The 17,325-nt window shown below is 60.5% G+C and carries 14 protein-coding genes; 6 read left to right on the plus strand and 8 right to left on the minus strand.

Annotated features, from left to right (window positions below):
• Positions 1–21 precede the first annotated feature (21 nt).
• Together PR017_RS06490 and mfd are read left to right on the plus strand one after the other, a co-directional pair.
• Positions 22–339 (plus strand): FAD assembly factor SdhE, encoded by a 318-nt coding sequence (locus tag PR017_RS06490; protein ID WP_111215621.1) that lies wholly within the window; start codon positions 22–24, stop codon positions 337–339.
• Positions 336–3,836, plus strand: coding sequence for a transcription-repair coupling factor (mfd, locus tag PR017_RS06495; protein ID WP_111215623.1), 3,501 nt, complete (start codon positions 336–338; stop codon positions 3,834–3,836). The genes PR017_RS06490 and mfd overlap by 4 nt, the downstream gene beginning before the upstream one ends.
• A gap of 63 nt (positions 3,837–3,899) precedes the next feature.
• Here mfd and PR017_RS06500 read toward each other — a convergent pair whose 3' ends face one another.
• Together PR017_RS06500 and PR017_RS06505 are read right to left on the minus strand one after the other, a co-directional pair.
• Positions 3,900–4,571 carry a DsbA family oxidoreductase gene (locus PR017_RS06500; protein WP_111215774.1) on the minus strand — a complete coding sequence of 224 codons (672 nt, stop codon included), beginning with the start codon at positions 4,569–4,571 and terminating at the stop codon, positions 3,900–3,902.
• Positions 4,572–4,652: 81 nt separating this feature from the next.
• Entirely contained in the window at positions 4,653–6,464 is a 1,812-nt protein-coding gene (locus tag PR017_RS06505; RefSeq protein WP_111215776.1) for an extracellular solute-binding protein, read from the minus strand.
• Between the two features lie 268 nt (positions 6,465–6,732).
• On the opposite strand from PR017_RS06505, the gene PR017_RS06510 reads away from it, so the two are divergent.
• Positions 6,733–7,377: an invasion associated locus B family protein gene (locus PR017_RS06510; protein WP_111215624.1), complete on the plus strand. Its 645-nt coding sequence runs from the start codon at positions 6,733–6,735 to the stop codon at positions 7,375–7,377.
• Between the two features lie 120 nt (positions 7,378–7,497).
• Here the strand turns inward: PR017_RS06510 and hspQ are convergent, their stop codons facing one another.
• From hspQ to PR017_RS06525, 3 genes are all read right to left on the minus strand, one after another.
• On the minus strand, positions 7,498–7,827 hold the full coding sequence (hspQ, locus tag PR017_RS06515; protein ID WP_111215626.1) for a heat shock protein HspQ: 330 nt from the start codon (positions 7,825–7,827) through the stop codon (positions 7,498–7,500).
• Positions 7,828–8,006: 179 nt separating this feature from the next.
• Complete coding sequence (glnA, locus tag PR017_RS06520) at positions 8,007–9,416, minus strand: type I glutamate--ammonia ligase (protein ID WP_111215628.1); 1,410 nt, start codon at positions 9,414–9,416, stop codon at positions 8,007–8,009.
• Between the two features lie 53 nt (positions 9,417–9,469).
• Positions 9,470–9,808 carry a P-II family nitrogen regulator gene (locus PR017_RS06525; RefSeq protein ID WP_003579240.1) on the minus strand — a complete coding sequence of 113 codons (339 nt, stop codon included), beginning with the start codon at positions 9,806–9,808 and terminating at the stop codon, positions 9,470–9,472.
• A 341-nt stretch (positions 9,809–10,149) separates the two neighbouring features.
• On the opposite strand from PR017_RS06525, the gene PR017_RS06530 reads away from it, so the two are divergent.
• A complete protein-coding gene (locus tag PR017_RS06530) occupies positions 10,150–11,625 on the plus strand; it encodes an NAD(P)H-hydrate dehydratase (protein ID WP_111215630.1) in 1,476 nt (491 codons plus the stop codon).
• A 6-nt stretch (positions 11,626–11,631) separates the two neighbouring features.
• Here PR017_RS06530 and PR017_RS06535 read toward each other — a convergent pair whose 3' ends face one another.
• Both PR017_RS06535 and uvrA read right to left on the minus strand, forming a co-directional pair.
• The gene (locus PR017_RS06535; RefSeq protein WP_111215631.1) at positions 11,632–12,441 is read right to left on the minus strand and encodes a DUF72 domain-containing protein; all 810 of its coding nucleotides are present in this window, start codon (positions 12,439–12,441) and stop codon (positions 11,632–11,634) included.
• A gap of 63 nt (positions 12,442–12,504) precedes the next feature.
• The gene (uvrA, locus tag PR017_RS06540; protein WP_111215633.1) at positions 12,505–15,429 is read right to left on the minus strand and encodes an excinuclease ABC subunit UvrA; all 2,925 of its coding nucleotides are present in this window, start codon (positions 15,427–15,429) and stop codon (positions 12,505–12,507) included.
• A 248-nt stretch (positions 15,430–15,677) separates the two neighbouring features.
• Between uvrA and PR017_RS06545 the strand changes: the two genes are divergently transcribed.
• Positions 15,678–16,238, plus strand: a complete 561-nt coding sequence (locus tag PR017_RS06545) for a single-stranded DNA-binding protein (protein WP_111215778.1) — start codon at positions 15,678–15,680, stop codon at positions 16,236–16,238.
• A 72-nt stretch (positions 16,239–16,310) separates the two neighbouring features.
• A complete protein-coding gene (locus PR017_RS06550) occupies positions 16,311–16,565 on the plus strand; it encodes an RDD family protein (protein WP_111215635.1) in 255 nt (84 codons plus the stop codon).
• 15 nt (positions 16,566–16,580) lie between these two features.
• Here the strand turns inward: PR017_RS06550 and PR017_RS06555 are convergent, their stop codons facing one another.
• Positions 16,581–17,210 (minus strand): MarC family protein, encoded by a 630-nt coding sequence (locus PR017_RS06555; protein ID WP_111215636.1) that lies wholly within the window; start codon positions 17,208–17,210, stop codon positions 16,581–16,583.
• Positions 17,211–17,325: the final 115 nt, after the last annotated feature.

Genomic DNA, 17,325 nt, shown 5'->3' on the forward strand with positions numbered 1-17,325 from the left:
AGCAACAAGAAGGTGTGTGAGATGACAGGCGTAACACTGAGCAGCGCGCTCCTCGATCCACGCCGCAAGCGGATTCTGTTTCGTTGCTGGCATCGCGGTCTCCGGGAAATGGACCTCGTGTTCGGTCAGTTCGCCGACGCAGAGCTGCCGACACTGTCGGAGACCGAGCTCGACGAGTTCGAGATCATCATGGACGAGGAAGACAACGATCTGAACCGGTGGATTCTCGGCACGCTGCCGGTGCCAGAACGATTCCAGACGCCTCTGTTTGCCCGTATCGCCGCCTACGCACCGGACTTCGAGCAGATGACCGCCGACTTGCGCAGGGTTGCGGAATGATTGCAGGTATCGACGTCAGGAAACTTGCAGCGGCGCCCGTGCCGCTGACGATCGGCAACGTTCCGGCCGGCCTCGATCCGTTTATCATCGCCGAATTGGCGCGGTCCGGCGAACCGGTTGCCTACGTGCTGTCGGACGGACAGCGCATGGCTGACATCGAGCAGATGCTGTCCTTCATTGCGCCTGAAATCCCGGTGCTGACCCTTCCGGCCTGGGACTGCCTTCCCTATGACCGCGTTTCCCCAAGCTCCGACACATCTGCACGCAGGCTGGCGGCGCTTGGCGGGCTGATCGCTTACCACAAGAAGCCGCATGCGGCGATCGTGCTCGTGACCGTCAACGCCCTGCTGCAGAAGGTCGCCCCGCAGGACGTCATCGAAAGCCTGGCCTTCTCGGCAAAGCCCGGCAGCCAGCTGCGCATGGACGATATCGCAGGCCGCCTGGAGCGCAACGGTTTCGACCGGGTCGCGACCGTCCGGGAGGTCGGTGAATACGCGGTGCGCGGCGGCATCCTCGATGTCTTCGTGCCCGGCTCGGAAGAGCCCGTGCGCCTCGATTTCTTCGGCGATACGCTGGAGAGCATCCGCAGTTTCGACCCCGCAAGCCAGCGAACGACAGGGCAGGTGCGCTCGCTCGATCTCAATCCGATGAGCGAAGTGACGCTGACGCCGGATACCATCAGCCGCTTCCGCACAAATTACCTGGCGACCTTCGGCGCTGCCACCCGCGACGACGCTCTATATGTCGCCGTCTCCGAAGGCCGGCGTTATCCCGGCATGGAGCACTGGCTGCCGCTGTTCTATGAAAAGCTCGATACGATCTTCGACTACCTGAAGGGCTTCCGCTTCATCACCGACCATACGGTGCGCGAGGCTGCCGAGGAGCGCTCGAAGCTCGTCCGCGACTATTACGAGGCGCGCCAGCAGTCTGGCGAGCAGCGCAAGGGAGCGATGACGCAGGGCACGCCCTACAAGCCTGTGGCACCCGGCGAGCTTTACCTCGACGGCAAGATGTTTGGCGCGACGCTCGATGCCTTCAACGCTATCCGGATGTCGCCGTTCAACGAGCACGAGGGTGCAACCCGGCTGGTTGTCAATGTCGATGCGCGCCAAGGGCCGCGCTGGGCCCGAAGCGCCACCGAACAGGTCGATGCCGAGCGCGTCAACGTCTTCGATGCCGTCGTCAAGCATATCGCAGATCGTCGCGCGGCCGGTGGCAAGGTACTCGTCACGGCCTGGACGGAAGGCTCGCTGGAGCGCCTGCTGCAGGTGCTCGCCGAGCACGGGCTGCAACGCGTCAAGACTATCGAAGCGATGAAGGACGTCGATGCGCTGGCCAAGGGTGAGGCGGCGGCTGCCGTGCTCAACCTCGAAAGCGGCTTCGAAACCGGCAATCTGGTCGTCATCGGTGAACAGGACATTCTCGGCGACCGCATGGTCCGCCGCTCCAAGCGCGGCAAGCGCGGCGCCAACTTCATCTCGGAAGTCGCAGGCCTCGACGAAGGCGCGATCGTCGTCCACGCCGAACACGGCATAGGCCGCTTCGTCGGCCTTCGGACCATCGAAGCTGCCGGCGCGCCGCACGCCTGTCTCGAGCTGCTCTATGCCGACGACGCAAAACTGTTTCTACCAGTCGAAAACATCGACCTCCTGTCGCGGTACGGCTCGGAAACGAGCGACGCGCAGCTCGACAGGCTCGGCGGCGGCGCCTGGCAGATGCGCAAGGCCAAGCTGAAAAAGCGGCTGCTGGATATGGCCGGATCCCTGATCCGTATCGCGGCCGAACGCCTGACGCGCCATGCGCCGGCGCTGATCGCACCCGATGGCATCTACGACGAGTTTGCGGCTCGCTTCCCCTACGACGAGACCGAGGATCAGGCGAACGCCATCGACGCCGTGCGTGACGATCTCGCCGCCGGTCGGCCGATGGATCGGCTCGTGTGCGGCGACGTCGGGTTCGGCAAGACCGAAGTGGCGTTGCGCGCCGCCTTCGTGGCGGCGATGAATGGCGCCCAGGTGGCGATCGTGGTGCCGACGACGCTGCTGGCCCGGCAGCATTTCAAGACGTTCTCCGAGCGTTTCCGTGGTCTGCCGATCCGCGTCCAGCAGGCCTCGCGCCTGGTTGGCGCAAAGGAACTGGCACTGACCAAGAAGGAAGTCGCCGAAGGCAAGACCGACATCGTCGTCGGTACGCACGCGCTGCTCGGCAACGGCATCAAGTTCGCCAATCTCGGCCTGCTGGTCATCGACGAAGAGCAGCATTTCGGCGTCAAGCACAAGGAGCGGCTGAAGGAGCTGAAGAGCGACGTCCACGTCCTCACCCTGTCGGCAACGCCGATCCCGCGCACGCTTCAATTGGCCATGACCGGCGTGCGGGAACTGTCGCTGATCAAGACGCCACCGGTAGACCGCATGGCGGTCCGCACCTTCATTTCGCCCTTCGATTCGCTGGTGATCCGAGAAACGCTGATGCGCGAGCATTATCGCGGGGGGCAGAGCTTCTATGTCTGCCCACGGCTCGCCGACCTTGCCGATATCCACGCCTTCCTGCAATCGGATCTGCCGGAACTGAAAGTCGCCGTCGCCCATGGCCAGATGCCGGCGAGCGAGCTCGAAGACATCATGAATGCCTTCTACGAGGGCCGCTACGATGTGCTGCTGTCGACCACCATCGTCGAATCCGGCCTCGACGTGCCGACCGCCAACACCCTGATCGTCCACCGCGCCGACATGTTCGGGCTTGCCCAGCTTTACCAGTTGCGCGGTCGTGTCGGACGTTCCAAGGTGCGGGCTTTCGCGCTGTTCACGCTGCCCGTCAACAAGGTGCTCACCTCGACGGCAGAGCGCCGCCTGAAGGTGCTACAGTCCCTGGATACCCTCGGCGCCGGCTTCCAGCTCGCCAGTCACGATCTGGATATCCGAGGCGCCGGCAATCTGCTGGGCGAGGAACAGTCTGGCCATATCAAGGAGGTCGGCTTCGAACTCTACCAGCAGATGCTGGAAGAGGCCGTGGTCGAAGTGAAGGGCATCGACGAGATCCAGGATACCGGCTGGTCGCCGCAAATTTCGGTCGGCACGCCGGTGATGATCCCCGACGACTATGTGCCCGACCTGCACCTGCGCATGGCGCTCTACCGCCGGCTCGGCGAGATCACCGATCTCAAGGAAATCGACGGTTTCGGCGCCGAGATGATCGACCGCTTCGGACCCATGCCGATCGAGGTGCAGCACCTGCTGAAGATCGTCTACATCAAGTCGCTCTGCCGCATTGCCCATGTGGAGAAGCTCGATGCCGGTCCGAAGGGCGTCGTCGTCCAGTTCCGCCACAAGGAGTTCCCGAACCCTGCAGCCCTCGTCGGCTATATCGCCAGGCAGGGCTCGATGGCGAAGATCAGGCCCGACCACAGCGTCTTCCTCACCCGCGATCTCCCGACACCCGCCAAGCGCTTGGCGGGTGCGGCAGTTGTCATGACTCAGCTGGCGGAACTGGCAAAATAAAAGGCTGCGTGCCCCTATGGAGCGCGCAGCCTGTTTTACAGGGTAAATGTAAGAGATGCTGCGCTAGTTGAGTGCCGCGCGGGCCTCGCCCTTCGTTTTGGCGATGTCGCGCAGCGCATTGGCAATCACATCCGGCGTCTGGGCGCCGCTGACTGCATATTGCTGGTCGAAGATGAAGAAGGGCACGCCGTTTACGCCCATCTGCCGTGCCGACTCGATTTCCGCGACGATCAGGTCGCTGTCGGCATCGGAGGCGAGGAGGGCCTCGATGACCGCGCGATCCAGTCCTGCCGCTTCGGCGATGTCGAGAAGCACGGCGTGGTCGCCGATATTTCTGCCTTCTTCGAAATTCGCCTTGAAGAGGCCGTCAACAACCCGGTTCTGGAGTTCGCGGTCTTCGGTCACAGCCCAGTGGATCAGTCTGTGGGCATCGAGCGTGTTCGGGCCGATGGTGATGGCATCGAAGTTGAATGCAATGCCGACCTCGCGGCCAAGACCTGTGAGCATCGCGTGAGCGCTGGCCACCTTGTCTGCACCGCCGAGCTTTTCAGCCAGCTTCTGCTTCTGGTCGACGCCTTCAGGCGGATAATCTGGATTGAGGCGGTAAGGGCGCCAGTTGATGTCGACACCAACTTCGTCTTGCACTTCGGCAATCGCCAGTTCGAGCCGCGCCTTGCCAAGGTAGCACCACGGGCAGACGACGTCCGAGACGATATCGATTGTGATGCGTTCCATGGTCATTGCCCTTTCCTGTTGATCGGACCGAAATAGTCTCTTTGCCGCCCGGCTTCAACAAGGCACGAAAAAGGAACCACCTCACTGCACCGAAGCATCCCACCACACAGGCAGCTGATAGCCGTACAAGGGAGTGACATCCGGATGCCCTATCCGCTTGTGCCGTGCTACATATTGCTGGTCGATATGATAGAGCGGCACGAAGTAATGGCCGGAAAGCAACAGCCTGTCGAACGAACGGACGGCATCGCGAAAATCCTCAACGCCGCGCGCCGATAGGATGTGGCTGATCAACGCATCCACATCGGGATCGGCAACGCCCGCAAAGTTCTCGCTGCCCTGTCGATCGCGCGCCACCGAGCCCCATCGGCCGACCTGCTCGATGCCCGGCGAGAGGGAGGATGTGAACGATTTGATGATGATGTCGTAGTCGAAGCTGATTGTCCGGCGCTGATACTGCGAATCGTCGACGGTGCGGATCGCCACCTCGATACCCAGCAGGTTCAGCGTTCTCCGGTAGGCGATGGCCAGTCTCTCCTGGTCGGCATTCTGTGTCATGATCTCGAACGCCAGCTGATGCCCGCCGGCATCGACCATCTTGCCATCCTTGATCGTGTATCCACCTGCCTTGAGCAGATCCACGGCCCGGTGAAGGACTGTACGGTCGCGGCCGGAGCCGTTGCTGACCGGCAGTTTATAGGTGCCATCGAGCACGGCCGGATCGATGCGTTTGCTGATGGGACCCAGCATTTCGAGCTCTCGGGCATCGGCTGGCACGCCGAAAGAAGATAGGTCGGAGCCCTGCCAATAGCTCTCCGTTCGCGTATAGGCGCCTGACGAGAGGTTCTTGTTGACCCACTCGAAATCGAAGGCCAGCGATAGGCCCTCGCGGACTTTCACATTGGCAAAGATTGGCCGCCGCGTGTTGAAGACGAATCCGAACATGCCGCTGGGAAGCTTGGGATTGAAGACATCCTTCACAACCTCGCCGGAGCGCGCCGCCGGAAAATCATAAGCGTTTGCCCAGTGGCCGGGGCTGCCATCCGCATAGATGTCGACATCGCCCTTCTTGAATGCCTCGAACAGCGTGTTTTCCTGCAGGAAATAGTGAACGGTCAACAGGTCGTAGTTGTCGACCCCGACCTTGGCCGGAATATCCTTGCCCCAATAATCGGGGTTGCGCGCGAAGACGATGCTGTCGCCGGGGTTCACCGTTTTCACCCGGTAAGGCCCGGACCCGATGGGTGCTACCAGCGTCGTCTGGTCGAATCTATCCGGATCGATCGCATGCTGCGGCAGGATTGGCGTCGAGCTGGCGATGATCATCGGCGTCTCGCGGTCGGCCTTGTCGTTGAAGGTGAAGCGCGCACTGTGCTCGCCGACCTTCTCCATCTTGGCAACGGCATTCAGCCGGTTCGAGTAGGGCACGCGGCCCTTGTCCCGCAAAAGGTTGAAGCTGAAGATCACATCATCCGGCGTCACCGGCTGGCCATCCGACCACTTGGCGGCAGGATTGAGGTTGAACTGGATATAGGACCGTTTGTCGTCCCATTCTGCCGTCTGTGCAAGCAGACCGTAGAGGGTGAATGGCTCGTCGCGCGAGCGCTGCATCAGCGTTTCGTAGACGATGTTGCCGTAGTCCGGATCCCACATGCCGCGCGCTGTCGTCCGCATGCTTTTGAGGATGAACGGGTTGAGATTGTCGAAGGTGCCGACCACCCCGTAGCTGATATGGCCGCCCTTCCTGACGGTCGGATTGACGTAAGGGAGGGCCTTGAAGTCGGCGGCCATCGCGGGATCGCCGTGCATGGCAAGGCCGTGCACGGGGTCCGCCTGAGCGGTCTTGCAAAGCATTGCCGCAGCTAGATAAATCGCGACCCGGAGCGCTCGCATGGCATCCTTTCCCATAAGGGCATGATTCGTGACAGCGACCTTATCATGGCCTCCCCGATCCAAGACATAGGCATCGGATTTGTCCATCCTGCGGCCGAAACATGCAAAGAAAAGCTGGATATCCGAAGCAACGCCATGTAACAGGTGATCCACAGTTCGGAGTCATGCATTTGCCTTATTCTTTCGACAGGTGGACAGCAGTTTGACCCGAAAGGCATGAGGTGGCAGAAGGCTGCTTTGCATCGGATTTCAGGAGGCGGATTTCGCTATGACGTTCAAAACTGACAAAACAATTCGCGCGGCTCTGTCTGCACTCGCACTCGTGATCGGCGCTGCCGCGCCCGCTTTTGCGCAGGATGCACCGGCTGCTCCGGCCGATGGCGCCGCTCAGACCCCGCGTCTCGGCTGGTACAAGACATGCGCCAAGCAGGATGACAACGACATCTGCATCGTCCAGAACCTGATCATGGCCAACAGCGGCCAGCTGGTGACGGCAATCGGCCTGATCTCCATCGATGGCAAGGTCAATCGCAAGATCCTGCAGATCTCGGTGCCGACGGCGCGCCTGATTGGACCCGGCATCACCATGCAGATCGATGGCGGCAAGGGACAGAAGGTCGATTACGCCGTATGCCTCCCGGACAAGTGCACGGCTGAAATTCCCCTGACGGATGCCACGATCGCATCGCTGAAGAAGGGCACGGACGTGACCTTCACATCGATCAACTTCCGCCGCGCTCCGAACCCGATCAAGGTGTCCCTGACCGGCTTCGGCGCCGCCTATGACGGCCCGGCGATCTCCGATACCAAGCTCGCAGAAAGCCAGCGCAGCCTGCAGGACAGCATGCAGAAGAAGGCTGAAGAAGCTCGCAAGAAGCTTGAAGACGCCCAGAAGGCAGCGAAGTCCCAGTAAGCACGACACTTAACTGCCTTAAAAGCCCGGTTCAGCCGGGCTTTTTTATGCCTCACAGTCGAGCGGCAATAAAAAAGGAAGCCGGTTTCTCGGCTTCCTTTGCAGGCGTATCTTTTGGGATCAGTGGGCGAAGCTCATCTTGGGCTTGAGTTCGCCGGTCGTCTTGCGGTCGAAGATCTGGTAGACCTGCGGGTTGCGGAGCGGTTCTCCGCTGTCGTCGCTGACGAGGTTCTGCTCTGAAACATAAGCGACATATTCCGTCTCCTCGTTTTCAGCCAGCAGGTGATAGAACGGCTGGTCCTTGCTGGGACGAACCTCGGTCGGAATGGCATTCCACCATTCTTCCGTGTTCGCGAACTCCGGATCGACGTCGAACACGACGCCTCTGAACGGAAAGACCCGATGCCGGACCACTTCGCCGATATTGAATTTTGCATCTTTTTGTTTCATGGTGCGACTTCCTTTCACGCAACTATGTGGGACGATGCGCCACATTTTTCAAGCCTTTCGCCGCCGTTGCCCCACACCGCTGCCATAGTCGGGCAGGCGGACAAGACCAGTAAAGCACGCCGCGCTGGCTTGGCGCAGAAAAAAAGTCCCGGCAATGACCGGGACTTTCTGGTTGATGACTAGGCCGAGTAGTACATGTCGAATTCGACCGGATGGGGTGTCATTTCGTAGCGCATGACCTCCACCATCTTCAGCTCGATGAACGAATCGATCTGGTCGTCGTCGAATACGCCGCCGGCGGTCAGGAACTTGCGGTCCCGATCGAGGTTTTCCAGCGCTTCACGCAGCGATGCGCAGACGGTCGGGATCTTCTTCAGTTCCTTCGGCGGCAGGTCGTACAGATCCTTGTCCATCGGCTTGCCGGGATGGATCTTGTTCTTGATGCCGTCGAGGCCGGCCATCAGCATGGCGGCGAACGCCAAGTATGGGTTGGCAGTCGGATCCGGAAAGCGAACTTCGACGCGCTTCGCCTTCGGGTTGGAGCCGAAGGGAATACGGCAAGAAGCCGAACGGTTACGAGCCGAATAGGCAAGCAGGACCGGAGCCTCGTAGCCCGGGACGAGACGCTTGTAGGAATTCGTCGACGGGTTTGTGAATGCGTTGATAGCCTTCGCGTGCTTGATGATACCGCCGATGTAGTAGAGGCAGGATTCCGACAGGCCGGCATATTCGTCGCCCGCGAAGGTTGGCTTGCCACCCTTCCAGATCGACTGGTGCACATGCATGCCCGAGCCGTTATCGCCAAAGATCGGCTTCGGCATGAAAGTCGCCGTCTTGCCATAGGCATTGGCGACCTGATGGACGACGTACTTGTAGATCTGGATCTTGTCGGCGTTGCGCACCAGTGTATCGAACTTGACGCCGAGTTCATGCTGTCCCGCAGCCACTTCATGGTGGTGCTTTTCAACAACGACGCCCATTTCGCCGAGAACGGTCAGCATCTCGGAGCGCATGTCCTGGCAGCTGTCGATCGGCGGAACCGGAAAATAGCCGCCCTTGACGCGGGGACGGTGACCGAGGTTGCCGGTCTCGTAGTCCGTGTCGTCGTTCGACGGCAGTTCGCTGGAATCGAGCTTGAAGCCGGTGTTGTAGGGATCGGCCTTGTACTTGACGTCGTCGAATACGAAGAACTCAGGCTCCGGGCCAACGAAGATCGTGTCGCCGATGCCGGAAGCCTTGAGGTAGGCTTCTGCCTTCTTGGCGGTGCCGCGCGGATCACGATTGTAGGATTCACCGGAAACCGGGTCCAGGATGTCGCAGAGGATGACCATGGTCGACTGCGCGAAGAACGGGTCCATGTGAACCGTTTCCGTGTCGGGCATGAGCACCATGTCGGATTCGTTGATGGCCTTCCATCCGACGATGGAGGACCCGTCGAACATGACACCATCGGCGAACATGTCTTCATCGACGCAGGAAACGTCCATCGTAACGTGCTGCAGCTTGCCCTTCGGGTCCGTAAAGCGCAGGTCGACGAACTTGACGTCGTTGTCCTTGATCTGCTTCAGAATTTCGTTTGCGGTCGTCATGGGATGCTTCCTCGGTTTTTTATGACGATTTTGCCCTGGCCACCGGCGAGGACTTAGATGGCATCGATACCCGTCTCTCCCGTACGGATTCGGATGACCTCTTCGATATTGGAAACGAAGATCTTTCCGTCGCCAATTCGTCCGGTCTGCGCCGCCTTGCGGATCGCGTCAATAACCGCTTCGGCATTTTCGTCTGCCAACACAACTTCGACCTTCACTTTCGGAAGGAAATCGACGACATATTCGGCACCACGGTAGAGTTCCGTGTGACCTTTCTGGCGACCGAAACCCTTGGCTTCCGTGACAGTGATACCCTGCAAGCCGACTTCCTGAAGGGCTTCCTTCACTTCGTCCAGCTTGAATGGCTTTATGATCGCTTCGATCTTTTTCATGAGAAAATGTCTCTCCGCTTCTCCCGTTAAAGCGGACATTGCCCGCTCGCCCTTGTTGATGCACGTATCATGCCACATTATCCAGAGATGTTTCGGTAAATGTTGCAGTTTTGAGCAATTTTGAGGCTGATACAGGGTTGTTTGACATATCGTGCCCCGAATTGAATATGCGCAGACGCGTTTCGGACGATATCCGGAATAGAGGGCGGACCGCAACGGTTGGAACGGCCTACGCGCCCCGAATTTGACTGATTAAAAGGCGGGCTTTTGCTGAAATTTAAGTCGGTAGCGCGCGGGATTTTTTGATTGTTTTTCAGGCGTCATTGCGATCATTATCGTCCATGACACACACCATAGCTGAACTCCTCCTGACACCCCAATCGATGGCGGCGGTCGACAAGGCCGCTGCGGCTTCAGGAATTGACTCTTTCGGATTGATGCAGAAAGCCGGCCGGGCGGTGGCGGCTGCTGCCTTGCGGGATTATCCGGAGGCGCTGCGATACGCGGTCCTGTGCGGCCCCGGCAATAACGGCGGCGACGGCTATGTCGCTGCCCTGGCGCTGCACGAGTGTGGTGCCGAGGTTGCCGTATATCACCTCGGAGATACAGCCGTGCTGAAAGGCGATGCGGCACGCGCCTTTGCCGCCTGTCCGGTTGCGGGCTCGCCGCTCGGTGCCTATCTGCCCCGGGCCGGCGACCTCGTCATCGATGCGATTTTCGGTGCCGGCCTCGCGCGCGCCGTACCTGGCGCCGTCGCAGCCGTGATCGAACGGACACATGCGGCTTCCATCCCGGTGATCGCCGTCGATCTGCCGTCGGGCGTCAACGGCGCGACCGGCATGGTTTTGGGAGCCGCCTTCCGCGCTTCCCATACGGTGAGCTTCATGACGCGCAAACCCGGTCATCTGCTGATGCCGGGCAGGGAACTGTGCGGCACGCTCGAGATCTTCGACATCGGCATCCCGGCCCGCCTCGTCCGGGAAAACGCCGACGGGCTGATCGCCGAGAACACGCCGGAACAGTGGCGGTCGGCCGTGCCTGAGGCTTTGGTGGAAACCCACAAATACAAACGCGGGCATCTTGTCGTCTTTTCCGTCAGCGAGACGGCGACGGGTGCTGCCCGCATGTCGGCCATGGCGGGTCTGAAAGCTGGGGCAGGGCTGGTCACCATCGCCTCTTCCAAAGCCGCGCTCAAAGTCAATGCCGGGGCGTTGACGGCGATCATGCTGCGCGAGATCGATGACAGAGCCGCTCTCGAGGAGTGGCTCGACGATGCGCGGCTATCGACTTTCGTTCTCGGCCCGGGTTTTGGCACAGGCGAAAAAGCACGGCAGTTCGTGGCGGCGCTGGTGGATCGCCATCTCGTGCTCGACGCGGACGGCATCACTTCCTTCAAGGACGATCCATCTGCGCTCTTCGATGCTTTTGCGGCAGGGCCGACGCATCTGGTGCTGACGCCGCACGAAGGCGAGTTCGGCCGTCTTTTCCCGGATATCGCCGGGGATGAAGCTCTCGGCAAGGTCGAGAAGGCAATCGCAGCCGCAAGGCGCTCGCATGCGGCAATCGTCTACAAAGGCGCAGATACGGTCATTGCCTCGCCGGACGGGCGGGCGCTGATCAACTGCAATGCACCGCCATGGCTGGCAACTGCCGGTTCCGGCGATGTCCTGGCGGGGATCATCGGCGGACTTCTGGCGCAGGGCATGCCGGCCTTCGAGGCCGCGGCCGGCGGTGTCTGGCTGCACGGCGAAGCGGGAAGCCGGGCCGGCAAGGGGCTGACGGCAGAAGACCTGATGGGCCAAGTCCGCCCGCTCTGAGTAATGCTATAATTGGGCCAGTACCCCCTGCAGGGCAATGGCGCCCTGCGGTGCGTTGACCTTTCCATCGTGGATCATGAAGGCGAACACATCCCGTGGCTGGACCTTCACCTCGCGCTCGCTATCGATCAACGGCAGGTCGGCGGGCACCTTGCCCTTTGCCCAGGTTTCAAGGCGCTCCGCCCACTCTTTAAGTTCCTTCGGCGGATAACAGGTCTTGATCTCGTCGGAGCCCTTTTGCAGGCGGCTGTAGACGAAATCGGCGGTGACATCGGCGATCATCGGATAGTCGTGATGGTCGGCACAAACCGGGGCCACGTGGTATTTCTCCAGCAGCGCGACGAACTCCGGCACCTTGAAGGAATCGTGGCGCACCTCGACGACGTGCCGCAGCGGTAGTCCGTCTTGCTTCTGCGGCAGGAGCTTCAGAAAGCCTTCGAAGTCATCGGCATCGAATTTCTTTGTTGGTGCAAACTGCCACAGCAACGGACCGAGCCGGTCGCCGAGCTCGCTGATCCCGGACTTCAGAAACCGGTCCATCGATTCCCCGGCTTCCGCAAGTATTTTGCGATTGGTAACGTAGCGCGTCGCCTTAAGGCTGAATATGAAGCCATCCGGCACCTCGGAGGCCCATTTTGCGAAGGTCGCCGGTTTCTGAGTCGCATAGTAGGTACCGTTGACCTCAATCACCTTCAGCTTGCTGCTGGCGTAGCGCAACTCGTCCTTCTGCTTGAGATCGTCCGGGAAGAACGTCCCGCGCCAGGGCTCGAACGTCCAGCCGCCAATGCCGGTCCGAATGGTGCCTGACGCTGTCATATGCTTTCCCCGTTCATTTATAATGCCGGTATCCGGCGCTTCGAGTGCCCGTTCGCCGGGAGATCACTCTGCCGCAGCGACGACCTTCTTGACGGGCCGCCGCTCCAGCAATTCCTTGAGGAAATGTCCGGTGTAGGACCGCTTCTCCTTGACGATTGTCTCAGGCGTGCCAACTGCCACGATCTCGCCGCCGCCGTCGCCACCTTCGGGGCCGAAGTCGAGCACCCAGTCGGCGGTCTTTATGACCTCGAGATTGTGCTCGATGACGACAACCGAGTTGCCCTGGTTGACCAATTCGTGCAGCATTTCTAGCAGCTTGGCGACATCGTGGAAATGAAGCCCTGTTGTCGGCTCGTCGAGGATATAGAGCGTGCGCCCGGTCGAGCGCTTCGACAACTCCTTGGCCAGCTTGACGCGCTGCGCCTCGCCGCCGGAGAGCGTGTTGGCCTGCTGGCCGACCTTGATATAGCCGAGACCGACATCCTTCAGCGATTGCAGCTTGTCACGCACCGCAGGCACCGCTGAAAAGAAATCGACGCCTTCTTCGACAGTCATGTCGAGCACGTCGGCAATCGACTTGCTCTTGAAGGTGACATCGAGCGTCTCGCGGTTATAGCGCTTGCCGTGGCAGACATCGCAGGTGACGTAGACGTCGGGCAGGAAGTGCATCTCGATCTTGATGACGCCATCGCCCTGGCAGGCCTCGCAGCGTCCGCCCTTGACGTTGAACGAGAACCGGCCCGGCTGGTAGCCGCGCGCCTTGGCTTCCGGCAATCCGGAAAACCAGTCGCGGATCGGCGTGAAGGCACCGGTATAGGTGGCCGGGTTGGAACGCGGCGTCCGGCCAATCGGCGATTGGTCGATATCGATGACCTTGTCGATGTGCTCGAAGCCATCTATGCGGTCGTGTTCCGCCGGCGTTTCGCGGGCGCCCATGACGCGGCGGGCTGCCGACTTGTAGAGCGTCTCGATCAGGAAGGTGGACTTGCCGCCGCCCGACACGCCGCTGACGGCCGTGAAGACGCCGAGCGGAATCGCAGCCGTGACGTTCTTCAGATTGTTGCCGCGGGCGCCGAAAATCTTGATTTCCTTGCCCTTCTTGAGCTTGCGTCGCTCTGCAGGCACGGGCACGCCGAGATCGCCGGACAGGTAGCGGCCGGTCAGAGAATTCGGGTTCGCCATGATCTGCTGCGGCGTGCCATGGGCAATGACCTCGCCGCCATGGATACCGGCTGCCGGACCGATATCGACGACATCATCTGCCTGCATGATGGCATCCTCGTCATGCTCGACGACGATGACCGTGTTGCCGATGTCGCGCAGATGCTTCAGGGTTTCCAGCAGGCGCGCATTGTCGCGCTGGTGGAGGCCGATGGAAGGCTCGTCGAGGACGTAGAGGACGCCCGTAAGGCCGGAGCCGATCTGCGAGGCAAGCCGGATGCGCTGGCTCTCGCCGCCCGAGAGCGTTCCTGAGTTGCGCGAAAGGCTCAGATATTCCAGCCCGACATCGTTGAGAAACCGCAGCCGGTCGCGGATTTCCTTGAGGATGCGGACGGCGATTTCGTTCTGCTTGGAGGTAAAGAGGGCCGGCAGCGTCTCGAACCAGTCGCGGGCGTTGCGAATCGACATTTCCGAGACTTTGCCGATATGCAGCGTGGCGATTTTCACCGCCAGCGCTTCCGGCTTCAGACGGTAGCCGGCGCAGACGGGGCAGGGCGCCGCAGACATGTAGCGCTCGATCTCCTCGCGGGCCCAGGCGCTGTCGGTTTCCTTCCAGCGGCGCTCGAGATTGGGCACGATGCCCTCGAAATTCTTGTGCGTCGTATAGGCCCGAGCGCCGTCGGCATACTGGAACTCGATCTTGTCTTCCGTTCCGTGCAGGATGACGTCCTTGGCATTGGCTGGCAGGTCGCTCCAGCGGCTCGAGAGCTTGAAGCCGTAATGCTTGCCGAGCGCTTCCAGCGTCTGGTTGTAATAGGGCGACGTCGACTTGGCCCAAGGTGCAATCGCGCCATCGCGAAGGGTGCGCTCATGCTCGGGGACGATCATCTCGGGATCGATCTTCTGCAGCGAGCCGAGACCGTCGCAGGAAGGGCAGGCGCCGGCCGGGTTGTTGAACGAGAACAGCCGCGGTTCGATCTCGGGAATCGTAAAGCCGGATACCGGGCAGGCAAATTTTTCCGAAAACAACACCCGCTCGTGTGTCTCGTTCAGGGACTTGTTGGCCGAACCGCCGGCAGAGGTTTCCTCAGGCGGCAGGGGCTTGTCGGCAAACTCCGCAACAGCCAGTCCGTCCGCCAGCCGCAGAGACGTCTCGAAGCTGTCAGCCAGACGCGCCGCGACATCAGCGCGCACGACAATGCGGTCGACGACCACGTCGATGTCGTGCTTGTACTTTTTGTCGAGGGCAGGCGCATCGGCGATCTCGTAGAACTGTCCGTCGATCTTGACGCGCTGGAAGCCCTTTTTCATGAGCTCGGCAAGCTCCTTCTTGTATTCGCCCTTACGCCCGCGCACCATCGGCGCCAGAATATAAAGGCGGGTGCCGTCACCGAAGGCCAGCACGCGGTCGACCATCTGGCTGACGGTCTGGCTCTCGATCGGCAGGCCAGTCGCCGGCGAATAGGGCACGCCGACGCGCGCAAACAGCAGGCGCATGTAGTCGTAGATTTCCGTAACAGTGCCGACCGTCGAGCGCGGGTTGCGCGACGTCGTCTTCTGCTCGATGGAGATCGCCGGAGACAATCCCTCGATAAGGTCGACGTCGGGTTTCTGCATCATCTCGAGGAACTGGCGCGCATAGGCCGACAGGCTCTCGACATAGCGGCGCTGCCCTTCCGCATAGATCGTATCGAAGGCAAGCGACGACTTTCCCGAGCCCGACAGGCCGGTCATGACGATCAGCTTGTTGCGCGGCAGATCGATGTCGATACCCTTGAGATTGTGCTCACGCGCACCCCGGATGGAGATGGTCTTCAGTTCGCTCATCGTTTTCCGCTAAATCCCTGTTCAGCCCTTATCTAGTGATGAAGGCCGGCGAGTCGAGGTTGAAATGCGACTCTCCGCCCGCTTTTCGATTCGGTTGACAAAATCATAGCTGCTGACTAGAACAAAGAAAGAACAAAATTCCTTGTGGATGAACGCCGCTTAGATCGCACCGGGCGGGGCCGATGGTTTAAGGTGCGAGCAATTATGTTCCAGGGCCGCCGGTGGGCGCGGCGAGCAGGGTGATCGGCATGGCGGGTAGCGTAAACAAGGTAATTCTGATCGGGAACCTCGGGGCTGATCCGGAAATCCGCCGGACCCAGGATGGTCGTCCGATCGCCAATCTGAATATTGCAACTTCCGAAACTTGGCGGGACAAGTCGTCCGGCGAGCGCAAGGAAAAAACCGAGTGGCACCGCGTCGTGATCTTCAATGAAGGCCTGTGCAAGGTTGCCGAGCAGTATCTGAAGAAGGGTGCCAAGGTTTACATCGAGGGCGCCCTGCAGACCCGTAAGTGGACAGACCAGGCCGGCATCGAGAAATACTCGACCGAAATCGTCCTTCAGGGCTTCAACTCCACTTTGACCATGCTGGACGGTCGCGGTGACGGCGCCGGCGAAGGCGGCGGTCGCGGCATGCAGCGCAGCGGCGGTGGCGGCAATGATTTCGGCGGCGGCGGTTCCGGCTACGGCGACGACTACAACCAGTCCTCGCCATCGTCATCATCCGGTCGCGGCAATGCCGGTAACGCCGGCAATAGTGGCGGCGGCGGAAACTTCTCGCGCGAACTCGATGACGACATTCCCTTCTGAGATAGAACCATCCGATGCACCCTGCGGGGTGCATCTTTCGTTTTGCGGCCGGAATAACAGGGAACTTCAGTAATGTCAGACGCACTCGTGCCAAGAAATCCATCGACATGGAGACGCGTGCTGGCGCTTATACTCGACTTGATTGCTGCTTTTTTCTGCCTTGGATACCTCGTGGCTCTGCTGACGGGCGGAATGACTGACGATGGGTTCCAGCTGAATGGCTGGCCTGCACTGCTGTTGTTTGCGCTGGTCATCGCCTATTTCGTCATCGCCAATCGATTTTTCGGCGGCACGATCTGGAAATACATCTTGAAGGCGCGCACCTAACCCGCGCGCTTCCGGTCAGATCGCAAAAGCCGACCGGATACCGTCTACAACGAACTGTGCGGCGAGCGCTGCCAGGATAACGCCGAGGAGGCGCGTCAGGATCGCGCGTCCCGTCATGCCGAGGAAGCGGTCGAGACGCTCGGCAATCAGCAGGGCTGCAAATGTCAGCACGAGGCAGGCCGCGATCACCACGATCAGCTGCGAGCGGTCGACGGAGCTCTGCAGCGAGCCAGAAAGCAGGATCGTCGCGGAGATGGCGCCAGGTCCCGCGATCAGCGGCAATGCCAGCGGGAAGACCGAGATGTTATGGATATGATCCCGGGTGATTGCCACCTCGGCGGTCTTCTCCTTGCGGTCCTGGCGTTTCTCGAAGACCATCTCGAAGGCGATCCAGAATAGCAGCAGTCCGCCGGCGATCCTGAATGCACCGATCGAGATCCCAAGCACGCCAAGCACGCTAGAGCCGAACAGCGCGAAGGCGGCGAGGATGCCGAAGGCTATCAGCGAACCGCGCAATGCGACCTGCGTCCGCTGGCTGCGGTTCATGCCTGTCGTCAGCGCCAGGAACAGCGGTGCCAGCCCGGGCGGGTCGATGGTCACCATCAATGTGGTGAAGGCATTGATGAGACTGTCTACGCTCGCCATAATTTCCCCCGGATCGTCAACTTCACTTATGAAACTGACCCTTAAGCGCTGATCGCCGTTTGGCAAAGCGTTCGCAGCGACGAGCTTTTCCCACATGTCGCAAAAATGTGCTATT

It is taken from the genome of Rhizobium tumorigenes, from assembly GCF_003240565.2.
GTDB lineage: Bacteria > Pseudomonadota > Alphaproteobacteria > Rhizobiales > Rhizobiaceae > Rhizobium > Rhizobium tumorigenes.

Bases quoted from the DNA above. Each gene is read 5' to 3' on its own strand.
- PR017_RS06555 (WP_111215636.1), bottom strand. From the start codon at position 17,210: ATGGCGAGCGTAGACAGTCTCATCAATGCCTTCACCACATTGATGGTG.
- mfd (WP_111215623.1), top strand. From the start codon at position 336: ATGATTGCAGGTATCGACGTCAGGAAACTTGCAGCGGCGCCCGTGCCG.
- PR017_RS06500 (WP_111215774.1), bottom strand. From the start codon at position 4,571: ATGGAACGCATCACAATCGATATCGTCTCGGACGTCGTCTGCCCGTGG.
- uvrA (WP_111215633.1), bottom strand. From the start codon at position 15,429: ATGAGCGAACTGAAGACCATCTCCATCCGGGGTGCGCGTGAGCACAAT.
- PR017_RS06550 (WP_111215635.1), top strand. From the start codon at position 16,311: ATGTCAGACGCACTCGTGCCAAGAAATCCATCGACATGGAGACGCGTG.
- PR017_RS06505 (WP_111215776.1), bottom strand. From the start codon at position 6,464: ATGCGAGCGCTCCGGGTCGCGATTTATCTAGCTGCGGCAATGCTTTGC.
- PR017_RS06535 (WP_111215631.1), bottom strand. From the start codon at position 12,441: ATGACAGCGTCAGGCACCATTCGGACCGGCATTGGCGGCTGGACGTTC.
- PR017_RS06530 (WP_111215630.1), top strand. From the start codon at position 10,150: ATGACACACACCATAGCTGAACTCCTCCTGACACCCCAATCGATGGCG.
- PR017_RS06545 (WP_111215778.1), top strand. From the start codon at position 15,678: ATGGCGGGTAGCGTAAACAAGGTAATTCTGATCGGGAACCTCGGGGCT.
- hspQ (WP_111215626.1), bottom strand. From the start codon at position 7,827: ATGAAACAAAAAGATGCAAAATTCAATATCGGCGAAGTGGTCCGGCAT.
- glnA (WP_111215628.1), bottom strand. From the start codon at position 9,416: ATGACGACCGCAAACGAAATTCTGAAGCAGATCAAGGACAACGACGTC.
- PR017_RS06510 (WP_111215624.1), top strand. From the start codon at position 6,733: ATGACGTTCAAAACTGACAAAACAATTCGCGCGGCTCTGTCTGCACTC.
- PR017_RS06490 (WP_111215621.1), top strand. From the start codon at position 22: ATGACAGGCGTAACACTGAGCAGCGCGCTCCTCGATCCACGCCGCAAG.
- PR017_RS06525 (WP_003579240.1), bottom strand. From the start codon at position 9,808: ATGAAAAAGATCGAAGCGATCATAAAGCCATTCAAGCTGGACGAAGTG.